Source organism: Delftia sp. WY8 (genome assembly GCF_018437695.1).
In the GTDB taxonomy this organism is placed as follows: Bacteria; Pseudomonadota; Gammaproteobacteria; order Burkholderiales; family Burkholderiaceae_C; genus Comamonas; species Comamonas tsuruhatensis.
Genome location: NZ_CP049795.1, coordinates 1,214,269 through 1,231,187 on the forward strand (window position 1 = coordinate 1,214,269; position 16,919 = coordinate 1,231,187).

9 protein-coding genes and 4 pseudogenes are annotated in these 16,919 nt (G+C 61.6%); 10 read left to right on the plus strand and 3 right to left on the minus strand.

All coding sequences use genetic code 11. The features are described 5' to 3' along the window. Window positions 1-65: 65 nt before the first annotated feature. Both G4D77_RS05590 and G4D77_RS05595 read left to right on the plus strand, forming a co-directional pair. Window positions 66-2,798: pseudogene (locus G4D77_RS05590) on the plus strand (Tn3 family transposase); the annotation flags it as partial. A gap of 236 nt (window positions 2,799-3,034) precedes the next feature. Then, window positions 3,035-3,880, plus strand: a complete 846-nt coding sequence (locus G4D77_RS05595; RefSeq protein ID WP_003464995.1) for an AraC family transcriptional regulator — start codon at window positions 3,035-3,037, stop codon at window positions 3,878-3,880. A 29-nt stretch (window positions 3,881-3,909) separates the two neighbouring features. Here G4D77_RS05595 and G4D77_RS05600 read toward each other — a convergent pair whose 3' ends face one another. Further along, window positions 3,910-4,428 (minus strand): YkgB family protein, encoded by a 519-nt coding sequence (locus tag G4D77_RS05600; RefSeq protein ID WP_003464991.1) that lies wholly within the window; start codon window positions 4,426-4,428, stop codon window positions 3,910-3,912. 164 nt (window positions 4,429-4,592) lie between these two features. Then, the gene (locus G4D77_RS05605; RefSeq protein ID WP_003100881.1) at window positions 4,593-7,559 is read right to left on the minus strand and encodes a Tn3-like element ISPa38 family transposase; all 2,967 of its coding nucleotides are present in this window, start codon (window positions 7,557-7,559) and stop codon (window positions 4,593-4,595) included. A gap of 164 nt (window positions 7,560-7,723) precedes the next feature. Here G4D77_RS05605 and G4D77_RS05610 point away from each other — a divergent pair, with 164 nt between their 5' ends. From G4D77_RS05610 to G4D77_RS05640, 7 genes and pseudogenes are all read left to right on the plus strand, one after another. Continuing rightward, window positions 7,724-9,439 (plus strand): TnsB C-terminal domain-containing protein, encoded by a 1,716-nt coding sequence (locus G4D77_RS05610; RefSeq protein WP_071579585.1) that lies wholly within the window; start codon window positions 7,724-7,726, stop codon window positions 9,437-9,439. A 2-nt stretch (window positions 9,440-9,441) separates the two neighbouring features. Further along, window positions 9,442-10,350, plus strand: a complete 909-nt coding sequence (locus tag G4D77_RS05615) for a TniB family NTP-binding protein (protein WP_020684702.1) — start codon at window positions 9,442-9,444, stop codon at window positions 10,348-10,350. Beyond that, on the plus strand, window positions 10,347-11,564 hold the full coding sequence (locus tag G4D77_RS05620; protein WP_043314372.1) for a TniQ family protein: 1,218 nt from the start codon (window positions 10,347-10,349) through the stop codon (window positions 11,562-11,564). The genes G4D77_RS05615 and G4D77_RS05620 overlap by 4 nt, the downstream gene beginning before the upstream one ends. A gap of 61 nt (window positions 11,565-11,625) precedes the next feature. Further along, a pseudogene (locus tag G4D77_RS05625) lies at window positions 11,626-11,871 on the plus strand (recombinase family protein); the annotation flags it as partial. 117 nt (window positions 11,872-11,988) lie between these two features. Next, complete coding sequence (gene istA / locus G4D77_RS05630) at window positions 11,989-13,500, plus strand: IS21 family transposase (protein WP_213757912.1); 1,512 nt, start codon at window positions 11,989-11,991, stop codon at window positions 13,498-13,500. Beyond that, entirely contained in the window at window positions 13,493-14,302 is an 810-nt protein-coding gene (gene istB, locus G4D77_RS05635) for an IS21-like element helper ATPase IstB (RefSeq protein ID WP_213757913.1), read from the plus strand. Before istA ends, istB begins: the two co-directional genes overlap by 8 nt. 193 nt (window positions 14,303-14,495) lie before the next feature. Further along, window positions 14,496-14,882 (plus strand): annotated as a pseudogene (locus tag G4D77_RS05640) (recombinase family protein); the annotation flags it as partial. A 166-nt stretch (window positions 14,883-15,048) separates the two neighbouring features. Here the strand turns inward: G4D77_RS05640 and G4D77_RS05645 are convergent. Beyond that, window positions 15,049-15,600, minus strand: coding sequence for a chlorite dismutase family protein (locus tag G4D77_RS05645; RefSeq protein WP_073672967.1), 552 nt, complete (start codon window positions 15,598-15,600; stop codon window positions 15,049-15,051). Between the two features lie 161 nt (window positions 15,601-15,761). On the opposite strand from G4D77_RS05645, the pseudogene intI1 reads away from it, so the two are divergent. Then, window positions 15,762-16,775, plus strand: a pseudogene (gene intI1 / locus G4D77_RS05650) (class 1 integron integrase IntI1). Window positions 16,776-16,919 lie beyond the last annotated feature (144 nt).

The following is a 16,919-nucleotide window of genomic DNA, read 5'->3' on the forward strand; positions in this document are numbered from 1 at the left end:
GCGCTCGCGCGCAAGCGCATGGCGCGCCTTAGCGTACGATTTTTTCCGTTTCGTGAGCTGACCCCACCAAGCATGAGCACTACAGCCAGAGGGGTCAGATCGCCGAACTGTTCGGCTACCGGTCGTGGGCGGCTAGCTTCCTGCCGCAACTGGCACAGCAGGCTGAACAGATCGTGCGGCGCGACGTAATGCCAGGATTCGTGGCCGCCGAACTGATCGTTTGGCTCAGCGAGCACAAAATCATCCGGCCCGGCCACACCACCTTACAAGAGCTGGTCAGTGAAGCCCTGTCCACCGAACGCAGGCGCTTGGGCGGCTTGCTGGCAGAAGTGTTGGACGAATCGGCCAAAGCTGCGCTGGGCCAGCTCCTGGTGCGTGACGACACCCTGTCTCAACTGGCAGCGCTCAAGCAGGACGCTAAAGATTTCGGCTGGCGTCAGATGGCAGGGGAGCGCGAGAAGCGCGCCACGCTGAAGTCCTTGCACGGGATCGCCAAGGCGCTGCTGCCCAAGCTCGGCATCTCGCAGCAGAACCTGCTGTACTACGCGAGCCTGGCGAACTTCTATACCGTCCATGACCTGCGCCACCTGAAGGCGGAGCAGACCCGGCTCTACCTGCTGTGCTATGCCTGGGTACGTTACCGGCAGCTCACCGACAACCTGGTCGACGCGATGGCCTTCCACATGAAAAAACTTGAGGACGAGAGCCGCACGGGTGCGAAACAGTCCTTTGTCGCCGAACAGCTGCGACGCCATCAGGAAACGCCGCAGGTTGGCCGCCTGCTGTCGCTGTACGTGGACGACAGCGTGGCCGATCCGACGCCGTTCGGCGAGGTGCGCCAACGCGCCTACAAAATCATGTCCAGGGAATTGCTGCAAAACACGGCGCAGCGCATGAGCGTCAAGCCACTGAACAAACTGGCGCTGCACTGGCAGGCGGTGGACGGCCTGGCCGAACGCATTCGACGCCATCTACGGCCGCTGTACGTCGCGCTCGACTTCGCCGGCACGGCCCCCGATAACCCATGGCTCGCGGCGCTGACTTGGGCCAAGAGCGTGTTCGCCAAGCAGCAGCGCCTATCACAACGGCCACTCGACGAATGTCCGGCGGCAACGCTGCCGAAACGCTTGCGTCCGTACCTGCTGATGTTCGATGCCGAAGGCACGCCGACAGGCCTGCATGCCGATCGTTACGAATTCTGGCTTTACCGTCAGGTCAGGAAACGCTTCCAGGCGGGCGAGCTCTACATTGACGATAGCTTGCAGCACCGGCATTTGTCCGACGAGTTGGTTTCGATGGACGAGAAAGCCGCCGTGCTCGCGCAGATGGACATCCCCTTCCTGCGGCAGCCGGTCAGTGCCCAGCTCGATGCACTGGCGACCGAGTTGCGTGCGCAATGGGTGGCGTTCAATCGCGAGCTGAAACAGGGCAAGCTGACGCACCTGGAATACGACAAGGACACGCAGAGACTGACCTGGCGCAAGCCCAAGGGGGAGAACCAGAAGGCGCGCGAGCAAGCTCTCTACGAGCAACTGCCATACTGCGATGTCGCCGACGTGTTTCGCTTCGTCAACGGCCAGTGCCAGTTCCTGTCGGCGCTGACACCATTGCAGCCACGCTATGCGAAGAAGGTAGCCGACGCCGACAGTCTGATGGCGGTGATCATTGCCCAAGCCATGAACCACGGCAACCAGGTTATGGCACGTACCAGCGACATCCCGTACCACGTCCTGGAGAGTACCTACCAGCAGTACCTGCGCCAGGCGACGCTACATGTGGCCAACGATTGCATCAGCAACGCCATCGCCGCACTGCCGATCTTCCCGCATTACTCGTTCGACCTCGATTCGTTGTACGGTGCCGTTGATGGGCAGAAATTCGGCGTCGAGCGACCAACTGTGAAGGCGCGCTACTCGCGCAAATATTTCGGCCGCGGCAAGGGCGTCGTCGCCTACACGCTGCTGTGCAATCACGTGCCGTTGAACGGCTACCTGATAGGCGCACACGAGTACGAGGCTCACCACGTGTTCGACATCTGGTACCGCAACACGTCGGACATCGTGCCGAGCGCGATCACCGGCGACATGCACAGCATCAACAAGGCCAACTTCGCCATCCTGCACTGGTTCGGACTTCGTTTCGAGCCGCGCTTCACCGACCTCGACGACCAGTTGCAGGAGCTGTATTGCGCCGATGATCTGGCATTGTACGAGAAATGCCTGATCCGGCCGGCTGGCCAGATCGACCGGCAACTCATCGTCGGTGAGAAGGCGAACATCGACCGAATCGTCGCCACACTGGGCCTGAAGGAAATGACGCAGGGCACGCTGATCCGCAAGCTGTGCACCTATACGGCGCCGAACCCGACGCGGCGCGCAATCTTCGAGTTCGACAAGCTCATCCGCAGTATCTACACACTGCGCTACCTGCGCGACCCGCAACTGGAGCGTAATGTTCACCGCTCGCAGAACCGCATTGAGTCCTATCACCAGCTACGCTCGACCATCGCCCAAGTCGGTGGGAAGAAGGAATTGACCGGCCGCACCGACATCGAAATCGAGATCAGCAACCAGTGCGCCAGGCTGATCGGCAACGCGATCATCTTCTACAACTCGGCGATCCTGTCCCTGCTGCTGACGAAGTACGAGGCAGCTGGCAATGCCAAGGCGCTGGCGTTGATCACGCAGATGTCGCCAGCGGCCTGGCGGCACATCCTGCTGAACGGGCATTACACCTTCCAGACTGACGGCAAGTTCATCGACCTGGATGCGCTCGTGGCGGGACTGGAGCTGGGCTGACGGAAATTTCTGGGATTCCGGCGTACAACCCCGTAAAATAGAAGAGTGAGCACTTGATTTGCTGGTGCTTTCAAACAACGGTGTTGTTTTTTTAACAGCCGAACTGGAAAGGGAGGCTGAGCTGCTCAGTGATCACTTTATCCGTTGGCTGATTTACGCCGGCATGTTCGCTACAGGCACTGAACGACAACGCAGATGGTATGGTCTGTGCGTTCTGACTCGTCAAGGATCGGCCAATGGATCGTTTGTCTAATTTGCTCTCGCGGTTCGGCGTGCGGGCCAATCTGTTCTATGACGGCGACCTATGCGGCTCTGCATCTTACGATGGCGCCGAGCGGCGAGGTTATATCCATCTGCTTCAGGCCGGCAGCGTGACGTTGCTTGGTCCCGATCGCAAGGATTTGCAGCTCACTCGCCCTAGCTTGATTTTTATGCCACGCCCCGCCAAGCATCAATTGTTTGCGGGTGAGTCCGATGGCGCAAAGTTGTTGTGTGCTTCCATGGAGTTTGAGGGCGGAATTGATAATCCTTTGTCGGCTTCATTACCGGACTGTTTGGTGCTCGCACTCGATGATCTGCCCATGCTGGCAGACACGTTGGAGTGGATGTTTGCCGAGGCGGCAAATGTGCATTGTGGAAGGGAAGCCGCGCTTGAGCGCTTATTTGAGCTCCTAATCATTCTGTTGCTCCGTTACCTGCTCGATCATCACCAGTTGCGCACCGGAATGATGGCTGGACTGGCCGACATGCGGCTTGCCCGATCGCTTTTACAGATGCACAACTCCCCGGAACATGCCTGGTCAATAGCAGAGCTGGCCAGTGAGTCAAATATGTCACGCGCTGCGTATGCCGTGCATTTCAAGAGTGTCATCGGACAGACGCCTGCTGATTATTTGTTGAGTTGGCGAGTTAGCCTGGCTCAGAAGCTGATGCGAGAAGGGCGCTCGATTACGCTGATTGCAGCTCAAGTCGGCTACGAAAGTCCTTCGGCGCTGTCTCGCGCATTTAGACGCAAGACGGGGTTGAGCCCTCGTGACTGGTTGAAAGATCTGGCGGGGGAAAATGATGGCAAAAAGGCCTAAGGCATTACTGCCTTAAGCCATTGAAAAAATTATGCATTAATTTTACGTTTTTCCAGTTCAACCAGCGAATGGCCTGCCACAAATATCGAAACAGCAAGCAACCCTAAGTCTTTAAGCAGAAACTGACCTGGCGCAACGGAAATCGCCGGAAACCCTAAACTAGGCTCAATGACGCCCGGAGTGGAAAACATAAAGCTAAGGGTTGTGAAGAACAGGCCTGCAGACAGAGCGCCTCCTACCACGGATAGTTTGGGCGACAGCATGCGGCCTGCGATCAGAGTGCCGATCGAAATCTCTAGTATGCCGAGCAGGCTGGAGAACATGTCGACCGAAAAAATGCTATACACCCATCCCAAAAGCGGGCTGTTGCTCACCAGTGGAACCAGGCCCTCGGCCTCGTAGTGGGTAAATTTCATGCCGCCGAACCAGAAGTAAATAATAGCGAGAGCCAAGTACGCGCCATAGATACCTAGCCCCATAGTTTTGGTTCCAAGCGTTAAGTGGGCCTGTACGCTGGACTTCGAGTTTTCAATGCCTATGGTTTTCATGTCTGAGCTTCCAGTAGTGAGTGAGAGTGTGTTGGCTGCCGAACGCCGTATGCGTTGGCGATGAGATGATTATGGCTGGCATCTCTAATCAAGAGGCATCAGAAAGTATTGATTTCAGTGCAGATCGTCTTGGGGTCGTCTCAGAAAACGGAAAATAAAGCACGCTAAGCCGGTTGCAGCGGCCGTAGCGGCCTGAACTTGCCCGCGCCGATCTTGGCGCTGCTGCGCCAGAGGTAATCGCCGGTCAGGTTGATGTGCTCCCAGCCGAGCGGCGACAGGTACTGCAACAGGCCGTCATCGACGGCTTGACCGTGGCCACGCAAGGCGTTCGCGGCCCGCTCCAGATAGACCGTGTTCCATAGCACGATGGCCGCCGTCACCAGGTTGAGGCCGCTGGCCCGGTAGCGCTGCTGCTCGAAGCTGCGGTCGCGGATTTCCCCCAGGCGGTTGAAGAACACGGCGCGGGCCAGCGCGTTGCGCGCCTCGCCTTTGTTCAGCCCGGCATGCACGCGGCGGCGCAGCTCGACGCTTTGCAGCCAGTCCAGGATGAACAGTGTGCGCTCGATGCGTCCCAGCTCACGCAGGGCGACGGCCAGGCCGTTCTGGCGCGGGTAGCTGCCAAGCTTCCTGAGCATCAGCGAGGCCGTCGCCGTGCCCTGCTTGATCGAGGTGGCCATCCGCAGGATTTCATCCCAATGGGCGCGGACGTGCTTGATGTTGAGCGTGCCGCCGATCATCGGTTTCAACGCCTCGTAGGTGGCATCGCCCTTCGGGATGTAGAGCTTGGTGTCGCCCAGGTCACGAATGCGCGGGGCGAAGCGGAAGCCCAGCAGGTGCATCAACGCGAAGACGTGGTCCGTGAACCCTGCCGTGTCGGTGTAGTGCTCCTCGATCCGCAGGTCGGATTCGTGATACAGCAGGCCGTCGAGCACGTAGGTCGAGTCGCGCACGCCGACGTTCACGACCTTGGTGTGGAACGGCGCGTACTGGTCGGAGATATGGGTGTAGAACGTCCGCCCTGGGCTGCTGCCGTATTTCGGATTGATGTGGCCGGTGCTCTCGGCCTTGCTGCCGGTGCGGAAGTTCTGGCCGTCCGACGATGACGTGGTGCCGTCGCCCCAATGCTCGGCGAAGGGATGTCGGAACTGCGCGTTGACCAGCTCGGCCAGTGCCGCCCCGTAGGTTTCGTCGCGGATGTGCCAGGCTTGCAGCCAGGCCAGCTTGGCGTAGGTCGTGCCGGGGCACGATTCCGCCATCTTGGTCAGGCCCAGGTTGATCGCGTCGGCGAGGATCGTGGTCAGCAACAGGTTTTTGTCCTTGGCCAGGTCGCCTGACTTCAGGTGGGCGAAGTGCCGGGTGAAGCCCGTCCATTCGTCTACCTCCAGCAGCAATTCGGTGATCTTGACGTGCGGTAGGATCATCGCCGTCTGGTCGATCAGGGCCTGTGCGGTATCGGGCACCGCCGCATCGAGCGGCGTGATCTTCAGGCCCGACTCCGTGATGATGGCGTCCGGCAGCTCGTTGGCCAGCGCCATGCGGTTGACGGTGGCGAGCTGCGTTTCCAGCAGCGTCAGCCGGTCATGCAGGTACTGGTCGCAATCGGTGGCCACGGCCAGCGGCAATTCGCTGGCCTGCTTGAGGCTGGCGAATTTCGCGGGCGGCACCAGGTAGTCCTCGAAGTCCTTGAACTGGCGCGAGCCTTGCACCCAGATGTCGCCGGAGCGCAGCGCGTTCTTCAGCTCCGACAGCGCGCACAGTTCGTAGTAGCGCCGGTCGATGCCGGTGTCGGTCATCACCAGCTTCTGCCAGCGCGGCTTGATGAACTCGGTCGGCGCGTCGGTGGGCACCTTGCGGGCGTTGTCGCTGTTCATGCTGCGCAGCACCTCGATGGCGTCGAGTACGTCCTTGGCGGCGGGCGCGGCCCGCAACTTGAGCACGTCGAGAAATTCCGGCGCGTAGCGGCGCAGCGTGGCGTAGCTCTCGCCGATGCGGTGCAGGAAATCGAAGTCCTCGGGTTGCGCGAGCCGCTGCGCTTCGGTGACGCTCTCGGCGAAAGCATCCCAGGACATGACGGCCTCGATGGCGGCGAACGGATCGCGGCCCGCTTGCTTGGCCTCGATCAGCGCCTGGCCGATGCGCCCGAACAGCCGCACCTTGGCATTGATCGCCTTGCCGGATGCCTGGAACTGCTGCTGATGCTTGTTCTTGGCGGCATTGAACAGCTTGCCCAGGATGCGGTCATGCAGGTCGATGATTTCGTCGGTGACGGTGGCCATGCCCTCGATGGCGAGCGCCACCAGGGTCGCGTAACGCCGCTGCGGCTCGAACTTCGCCAGGTCGGCGGGCGTCATCTGGCCGCCCTCGCGGGCGATCTTGAGCAGCCGGTTCTGGTGAACCAGCCGCTCGATGCCGGAGGGCAGGTCGAGCGCCTGCCACGCCTTGAGGCGTTCGATGTGTTCCAGCATGTGCCGCGAGTTCGGTTTGACCGGGGATTGCCGCAGCCAGGCCAGCCACGTCGTCTTGCCGTTGTCGCGGCGCTTGAGCAGATCGTCGAGGCGACGGCGATGCACGTCCGTCAGCGGCTCAGCCAAGGCGTCGTAGAGACGCCGGTTGGCGCGGGTAATCGCTTCGGCGCTCGCCCGCTCGACGGCGTTGAGGGCGGGCACAATGACCGACTGCCGCCGCAGGTGCTCGATCAAGGCTCTGGCCAGCACGATGCCCTTGTCGGTTTGCATGGCCAGCTCGGTCAGCAACTGGACAGCCTGCCGGTAGTGGCCAATCGTGAACGGCTGGAAGCCGAACACCGTTTGCAGCTCGACCAGGTGCTCGCGTCGGGTCTGCTCACGCTGCCCGTACTCGTCCCAGCTTTCGATGCCGACCTTGAGCTGGTTGGCGACCAGTCTCAGCAATGGCGGGAACGGTGGCTCATCAGCGCCAAGGATGACGCCGGGAAAGCGCAGGTAGCAGAGCTGCACCGCGAAGCCCAGCCGATTGGCCGGGCCGCGCCGCTGCCGGATGATGGAGAGGTCGCTTTCGCTGAACGTGTAGTGACGGATCAACTCATCCTTGGTGTCCGGCAACGCCAGCAGGCTTTCGCGCTCGGCGGCGGAGAGGATCGAACGGCGGGGCATGCGGTTTCCTTCTTCTTGAAAACGTAGGTTTGTGACAAGCCCGCCAAGGCAACCGGCGCTGTCATTTTCAGAAGACGACTGCACCAGTTGATTGAGTGTAGCGGCTGTTGTGCAGCCAGCTCCTGACAGTCCAATATCAGAAGTGATCTGCACCAATCTCGACTATGCTCAATACTCGTGTGCACCAAAGCGAGGTGAGCATGACGACCGACACCCCACGGATTCCCGAGCAAGGCGTGGCCACTCTGCCTGATAAGGCTTGGGAGCGTGCGCGCCGTCGTGCGGAGATCATCGGCCCGTTGGCGCAGTCGGAGACGGTCGGGCACGAAGCGGCCGATATGGCTGCTCAGGCGTTGGGCTTGTCTCGGCGGCAGGTGTACGTTCTGATCCGGCGAGCCCGGCAAGGCAGCGGCCTCGTGACGGACCTGGTCCCCGGCCAATCCGGCGGTGGCAAAGGCAAGGGGCGCTTGCCGGAGCCGGTCGAGCGCATCATCCGCGAGTTGCTGCAAAAGCGGTTCCTGACCAAGCAGAAACGGACTCTGGCAGCGTTCCACCGCGAGGTCGCGCAGACTTGCAAAACGCAAAAGCTGCGGGTGCCGGCGCGCAACACCGTGGCATTGAGGATCGCCGGCCTCGATCCGCGCAAGGTCACTCGCCGGCGGGAAGGCCAGGATGCGTCCCGCGGCCTGCAAGGTGCTGGCGGCGAACCTCCTGCCGTGACAGCACCGCTGGAGCAAGTACAGATTGACCACACGGTCATCGACGTGATCGTGGTCGATGAGCGCGACCGGCAACCGATTGGCCGCCCGTATCTGACCATCGCCATCGACGTGTTCACCCGCTGCGTGCTCGGCATGGTCGTCACGCTGGAAGCACCATCTGCCGTCTCGGTCGGCCTGTGCCTGGCGCATGTCGCCTGCGACAAGCGCCCCTGGCTGGAAGGGCTGAACGTGAAAATGGAGTGGCCGATGAGCGGCAAGCCCAGGCTGCTCTACCTGGACAACGCGGCCGAGTTCAAGAGCGAAGCGCTACGCCGAGGCTGCGAGCAGCATGGCATCCGGCTTGACTATCGCCCGCTCGGGCAGCCGCACTACGGCGGCATCGTGGAACGGATCATCGGCACGGCGATGCAGATGATCCACGACGAACTGCCGGGAACGACCTTCTCCAACCCTGACCAGCGAGGCGACTACGATTCCGAAAACAAGGCCGCCCTGACGCTGCGCGAGCTGGAGCGCTGGCTCACATTGGCGGTCGGCACCTACCACGGCTCCGTGCACAACGGTCTGCTTCAGCCGCCGGAAGCGCGCTGGGCCGAGGCGGTGGCCCGCATCGGTGTGCCGGCCGTCGTCACCCGCGCCACTGCCTTTCTGGTCGATTTCCTGCCCATCCTCCGCCGCACGCTGACCCGCACCGGCTTCGTCATCGACCACATTCACTACTACGCCGACGCGCTCAAGCCGTGGATCGCACGGCGTGAGCGCTGGCCGTCCTTTCTGATCCGGCGCGACCCGCGCGACATAAGCCGCATCTGGGTGCTGGAACCGGAGGGGCAGCATTACCTGGAAGTCCCCTACCGTACTTTGTCGCACCCGGCTGTCACCCTATGGGAACAAAGGCAGGCGCTAGCGAAATTGCGGCAGCAAGGGCGCGAGCAGGTGGATGAATCGGCGCTGTTCCGCATGATCGGGCAGATGCGCGAGATCGTGACCACCGCACAGAAGGCCACGCGCAAGGCGCGGCGCGATGCGGATCGACGCCAACACCTCAAGGCGTTGGTTCCGCCGGACAAGCTGACTCCGCCAGAAACGGACGTTGCGGCCGCGCAGGCAGACAACTTGCCGCCCGCCAAACCGTTCGACCAGATTGAGGAGTGGTAGCCGTGGACGAATATCCCATCATCGACCTATCCCACCTGCTGCCGGCGGTGCAGGGGCTGGCTCGGCTGCCGGCGGACGAGCGCATCCAGCGCCTTCGCGCCGACCGCTGGATCGGCTATCCCCGCGCGGTCGAGGCGTTGAACCGGCTGGAAACCTTGTATGCGTGGCCGAACAAGCAGCGCATGCCTAACCTGCTGCTGATCGGCCCGACCAACAACGGCAAGTCGATGATCGTCGAGAAATTCCGGCGCACGCATCCGGCCAGCTCCGACGCCGACCAGGAGCACATTCCGGTGCTTGTCGTGCAGATGCCGTCCGAGCCTTCGGTGATCCGCTTCTACGTCGCACTGCTCGCCGCGATGGGCGCTCCCTTGCGCCCGCGCCCACGACTGCCGGAAATGGAGCAATTGGCGCTGGCCTTGCTGCGCAAGGTCGGCGTGCGCATGTTGGTGATCGATGAACTGCACAACGTCCTGGCCGGCAACAGCGTCAACCGTCGGGAATTCCTTAACCTGCTGCGCTTCCTCGGCAACGAGCTGCGCATCCCGCTGGTCGGTGTCGGCACGCGCGACGCCTATCTGGCGATCCGGTCGGACGACCAGTTGGAGAACCGCTTCGAGCCCATGATGCTGCCGCTGTGGGAGGCCAACGACGATTGCTGCTCGCTGCTGGCCAGTTTTGCCGCGTCGCTCCCGCTGCGGCGGCCTTCCCCAATTGCCACGCCGGATATGGCCCGTTACCTGCTCACGCGCAGCGAAGGCACCATTGGTGAATTGGCGCACCTGTTGATGGCGGCGGCGGTCGCCGCCCTGGAAAGCGGTGAAGAAGCGATCAATCACCGCACGCTCAGCATGGCCGATTACACCGGCCCTGGCGAGCGGCGTCGGCAGTTCGAGCGGGAACTGATGTGAAACCGGCAGCACGCTGGCCGCTGCATCCTGCTCCCAGGGAAGGCGAAGCCTTGTCCTCATGGCTCCAGCGTGTCGCCGCCCGCTACCAGATGGACTTGTATGACCTGCTGGAGCACGACCTTGGTCACGGCCGGGTCGATGACCTGGATACTGCGCCACCTCCGGCGCTGCTGACGGCCCTCTCCCTGCGCAGCGGCATTGAGCTGGAGCGGCTGCGTTGCATGAGTTTCGCTGGCTGGGTGCCGTGGCTGCTGGACAGCCTCGATTCCCGGATTCCAGACGCGCTGGAAACCTATGCGTTCCAGTTCTCGCTATTGCTGCCGAGACGCGGCCGCAAGACGAGATCAATCACGAGCTGGCGCGCCTGGCTGCCAAGCCAGCCGATTCACCGCGCCTGCCCGCTTTGCCTGAACGACTCGGAGGATCAAGCCATACTGCTCGCGTGGAAATTGCCGTTGATGCTGAGCTGCCCGCAACATGGCTGCTGGCTGGAATCCTATAGTGGCGTGCCGGGGCAGTTTCTCGGCTGGGAAAACGCCGATGCGGCCCCACGCACGGCCAGCGACGCGATGGTGGCAATGGACCGACGTACTTGGCAGGCGCTGACGACGGGTTACGTCGAGCTGCCGCGCCGACGCATTCATGCCGGCCTCTGGTTTCGGTTGCTGCGCACCCTGCTCGATGAGCTGAACACGCCACTCTCGCAGTGCGGGCCTTGCGTCTGGAGCATTCGCCATGTCTGGGCGTGCTGCGGCCATCTACTGCGCGCTGGACAAAGCCAGTGGCGTCCCTACGAGATTCTGGCCCCGGCGGTGCAGTTACAAATGCTGGAGGCGGCGGCTACCGCCATCGAGCTGATCGAATCGAGCGTGGTGCGTCCACACGGGGAGTTGGGAGCACTGTTCTTGTCGGAGCCGCACACCGGGTTCACCAATGGCCTGCCCGAGAAGAAACGTAAGCCTGAGCCTGTCGATCACTGGCGGGAGGCGGTCAAGGCGCTCAACGAGGCTATCGCCGAGGCCCGACATAATTGCGAAACGGCCCGCTCACTGTTCACGCTGGCGTCTTATGGGCGGCGCGACCCCGAGTCCCTGGATCGCTTGCGCGACACGTTTGCCCAGGAGGGCATTCCCCCGGAATTTCTGTCACATTATGTTCCTCGCGAACCCTTTGCATTCCTTAGTATGAATGACGGGTTAAGTGACAAAATTTGACGATCAGAACTTTCCAACCCACACTGTCACATAATCGAACGTATACGTGACGGGTGAAAAGGTGCTGATCGGCTACATGCGGGTATCGAAGGCGGACGGATCCCAGTCCACCAATTTGCAACGCGATGCGCTCATCGCCGCTGGTGTGAGCCTTGCGCACCTTTACGAGGATCTGGCCTCGGGCAGGCGCGATGATCGCCCAGGGTTGGCTGCTTGCCTGAAGGCGCTTCGTGAAGGGGACACGCTGATCGTGTGGAAGCTCGATCGGCTTGGCCGTGATCTGCGCCACCTGATCAACACCGTGCACTGTTGGCGCCGACCGAAAATTGAGCCAGTTCTGCGGGTAGCGCCGAAGTAAAAGTGAGCCAGGTGTTCAACCTACCCTGCTGTTTATTTAAGCAGCGGGGTTCGAGGAGTGATCACCATGGACATGATTGGCAGGATCCGGCGGCTGCACGTGAGGGACAAGCTGTCGGAGCGCGAGATAGCGCGCATGACAGGGCTGTCGCGCAACACGGTGTCGAAGTGGCTGCGCGCACCGGTTGCCGAGGCGCCGAAGTACCGGCGCGAAGCGCGCCCGAACAAGCTCAGCGCGTTCGAGGAGGCGCTGAAGCAGGCGCTGACGGCCGATGCGCGACGGCCCAAGCACGAACGACGCACGGCCCGTGCGCTCCATGCCGAGATCAAGGCGGTGGGTTACAGCGGCGGTTACTCGGCCGTCACCGACTTCGTTCGAGCGTGGCGCCAGGGCGAGGGGCAGGCGGTCAACGTCACTGCGTTCGTGCCGCTGAACTTCGAGCTCGGCGAGGCCTTCCAGTTCGATTGGAGCGAAGAAGGCCTGGTGGTCGGCGGCATCTACTACCGCATGCAGGTGTCGCACCTGAAGCTGTGCGCGAGCCGTGCGTTCTGGCTGGTGGCTTACCCGAGCCAGGGCCACGAGATGCTGTTCGACGCCCATACAAGATCGTTTGCGGCGCTGGGTGGCGTGGCCCGACGTGGCATCTACGACAACATGCGCACCGCCGTCGACAAGGTCCACAAGGGCAAGGGCCGCACCGTCAACGCGCGCTTCTCGGTGATGTGCGCGCACTACCTGTACGACCCTGACTTCTGCAACGTCGCCTCCGGCTGGGAGAAGGGGCGCGTGGAGAAGAACGTACAGGACAGCCGCAGGCGTATCTGGATCGAGGCAGCCCGGCTTCGCTTCGGCTCCTTCGTCGAACTCAACGCCTGGCTGAGCGAGCGCTGCCGGGCCCTGTGGAACGAGATCCGGCATCCCGAACACAGCCAGTTCAGCGTGGCCGAAATGCTGGAGCATGAGAGGCCTCACCTGATGCCCATGCCAGAACCCTTCGATGGCTACGTGGAGAAGCCGGCGCGCGTGTCGAGCACCTGCTTGGTGTCGGTGGCGCGCAACCGTTACTCTGTGCCCTGCGAGCTGGTGGGGCAGATGGTCAGCACAAGGCTCTATCCGGGCGGCGTCGTGGTCGTCGCCGATGATGCGGTGGTCGCGCGACACGAGCGCCTGAGCGACTCGGGCGGCACCCGCTACGACTGGCAGCACTACATCCCGCTGGTGCAGCGCAAGCCCGGCGCACTGCGCAATGGCGCGCCCTTCGCAGACATGCCCGAGACGTTGCAGCGTCTGCGACGCAGTCTGTTGCGTCAGGCCGGCGGCGACCGTGTGATGGCTCAGGTGCTGGCCATCGTTGCGACGGCCGGGCTGGATGCGGTGATCGTGGCGGTCGAACTGGCGATGGAAAACAGTCCTCCATCCGGGCGCGTCAGCGTTGAGCATGTGGTCAATGTGCTCGGGCGGTTGAACGCACCGGCGGCGCCGCTCAGTGCAGAGACGGCTCTGCAGGTCACAACGCCACCACTGGCGAACACAGCGCGCTACGACAGCCTGCGCGGCCAGGAGATCGATCATGCGTGACGTGCTCGTTGAGCTCAAGGCCTTGCGCCTGCACGGCATGGCAGGCGCCTGGTGCGACCTGCAGGAGCAGGGACCTGCCTCGGGTCTGGATGCCTCGCGCTGGCTGGTCGAGCATCTGCTGCAGGCCGAGACCACGGATCGTGCGATGCGCTCGGTTCAGTACCAGATGACATCGGCGCGCTTCCCGGTGCACCGGGATCTGGCAGGCTTCGACTTCGATGCCTCGGTGGTCGACCAGAAGCTGATCCACCAACTCGCGACGCTGGAGTTCACCGAGGCCGCGCACAACGCCGTGTTGGTCGGCGGACCGGGTACGGGCAAGACGCACCTCGCAACGGCGCTGGGCGTCTCAGGCATCACGCGCCAAGGCAAACGTGTGCGGTTCTACTCGACGGTCGACCTGGTCAATGCACTGGAGCAGGAGAAGGCCCAAGGCAAAGCCGGGCGCATCGCCAGTGGTCTGCTGCGCATGGACCTGGTCATCCTGGATGAACTGGGCTACCTGCCGTTCAGCCAGGCCGGCGGCGCGCTGCTGTTCCATCTGCTGAGCAAGCTGTATGAGCACACCAGCGTGGTGATCACGACCAACCTGGACTTCGCCGAATGGTCGACGGTGTTCGGCGACGCGAAGATGACCACCGCCTTGCTCGATCGGCTCACGCACCACTGCCACATCGTGGAGACAGGCAATGAAAGCCATCGCTTCCTGCACAGCAGCGCGACGGCAAAGAAGCGGATCAAGGCAAGGGAGCAAGCCCGCAAGACCAGCGCCAAAGCCGATTCGACGGACGCAACCGACTGAACCCACCGCGCATGGCAAGGCGCTGCGGGCTACGCCCTTCGCGCCTTGCCACGCGATACCTTCACTACGACCAGGAGGTCAACGAGCAAGGCAAGACATACACTTATCCACAGCCGACCATCACAGCGTCGGCTTCCACCCCTGGCTCATTACTCAATCGGCGCGGTGGCTCACTTCTACTTCGGCGCGGACAACCGTGCACGACCTAACTGCGCGTAGCGTGGGCCTGAAGGTCCTGACCGGTCACGGTGCGGCGGTCGACACGACGACTGCCGCCGGCAAGCTTGTGTTCGGTATTTTTGCCGCGCTGGCCGAGTTCGAGCGTGAGTTGATTTCCGAGCGAACAGTCGCTGGACTTATCTCGGCGCGCGCTCGCGGCAGGAAAGGGGGGCGCCCCTTCAAGATGACCGCCGCCAAGCTACGCCTGGCGATGGCCAGCATGGGGCAACCGGAAACCAAGGTGGGCGATCTCTGCGAAGAACTCGGGATTACCCGGCAGACGCTCTACCGGCACGTGTCGCCCAAGGGCGAACTGCGGCCAGACGGCGTAAAGCTGCTCTCCCTCGGTTCAGCCGCATAAATGGAGGCGACCTGGAACGGGGCGCTGTTCAGTGCGGCAACGATCCGATTACCGGTGTCGACCCTGAACCGCCGTAGAGCTTTTGGGAAAGCTGTCGTTCAACGTTTGGTTAAGGGGCGGGCTTTAGCCCGTCCCAGCGAGCGGAGCGAGCGATTTGAACCTGTTGTTAGACATTTTTCACCAGTCGGATATCTATCTCGCGTTCGACATATTCCCACTCTTTTGATGAGCGTAACTGAGCCAACAGTTTGTTGAATATTGCAGTATGCTCCGGAGCAAACTCGAACCAGGTTAAGAAGTCAAACGGCTCTCCGAGGTCGCGAGAATGATGTAGCTGTCTTGCGATTTCTGGAAGATAAGCCAGTCCAATTTCTGTGTGGTGGGACTTTGCTTCAAAAATTTCGCGCCGTTCCTCTTGTGACATTGCCCACCATTCTGGACTTTTCTTTATGGGAATGAGTGCAGCGCATGATGACGTAGGACGGTTTAATTCCTCCTGTTTTGCGCGAAGTTGATTGATCTCATGCCGTTCGGCGTACCGAACATTGCTTGTAAAGCCTTGAAGCACCCAGGTGCCACGTTCGATCAAATTTGTTGAGGGCATATTAACTACATTGACCCTCTCCACAATCTCAAGAGGTATGCCAATGAGTGTTTCACAACTGGTGACTCGCCAAGAGCCCTCGGAGCCGCCAATAAATGAGTAATGATTATTCATGTGATGGAATGCTCTAAATGTCTAACTTTGTTTTCGGGCGACTGCCCAGCTGCGTAACATCGTTACTGCTCCATAATATCACACATCGACCCACGGCGTAACGCGCTTGCTGCTTGGATGCCCGAGGCATAGACTGTACAAAACAACAGTCATAACAAGCCATGAAAACCAGCACTGCACCGTTACCACCGCTGCGTTCGGTCAAGGTTCTGGACCAACTGCGCGAGCGCATACGCTACTTGCATTACAGCTTACGAACCGAACAGGCGTATGTCCACTGGGTTCGTGCCTTCATCCGTTTCCACGGAGTGCGTCACCCGGCAACCTTGGGCAGCAGCGAAGTCGAGGCATTTCTGTCCTAGCTGGCAAACGAGCGTAAGGTTTCGGCATCCACGCATCGGCAGGCATTGGCGGCCTTGCTGTTCTTCTACGGCAAGGTGCTGTGTGTGGATCTGCCTTGGCTTCAGGAGATCGGAAGACCTCGGCCGTCGCGGCGCTTGCCGGTGGTGCTGACCCCGGATGAAGTGGTTCGCATCCTCGGTTTTCTGGAAGGCGAGCATCGTTTGTTCGCCCAGCTTCTGTATGGAACGGGCATGCGGATCAGTGAGGGTTTGCAACTGCGGGTCAAGGATCTGGATTTCGATCACGGCACGATCATCGTGCGGGAGGGCAAGGGCTCCAAGGATCGGGCCTTGATGTTACCCGAGAGCTTGGCACCCAGCCTGCGCGAGCAGCTGTCGCGTGCACGGGCATGGTGGCTGAAGGACCAGGCCGAGGGCCGCAGCGGCGTTGCGCTTCCCGACGCCCTTGAGCGGAAGTATCCGCGCGCCGGGCATTCCTGGCCGTGGTTCTGGGTTTTTGCGCAGCACACGCATTCGACCGATCCACGGAGCGGTGTCGTGCGTCGCCATCACATGTATGACCAGACCTTTCAGCGCGCCTTCAAACGTGCCGTAGAACAAGCAGGCATCACGAAGCCCGCCACACCGCACACCCTCCGCCACTCGTTCGCGACGGCCTTGCTCCGCAGCGGTTACGACATTCGAACCGTGCAGGATCTGCTCGGCCATTCCGACGTCTCTACGACGATGATTTACACGCATGTGCTGAAAGTTGGCGGTGCCGGAGTGCGCTCACCGCTTGATGCGCTGCCGCCCCTCACTAGTGAGAGGTAGGGCAGCGCAAGTCAATCCTGGCGGATTCACTACCCCTGCGCGAAGGCCATCGGTGCCGCATCGAACGGCCGGTTGCGGAAAGTCCTCCCTGCGTCCGCTGATGGCCGGCAGCAGCCCGTCGTTGCCTGATGGATCCAACCCCTC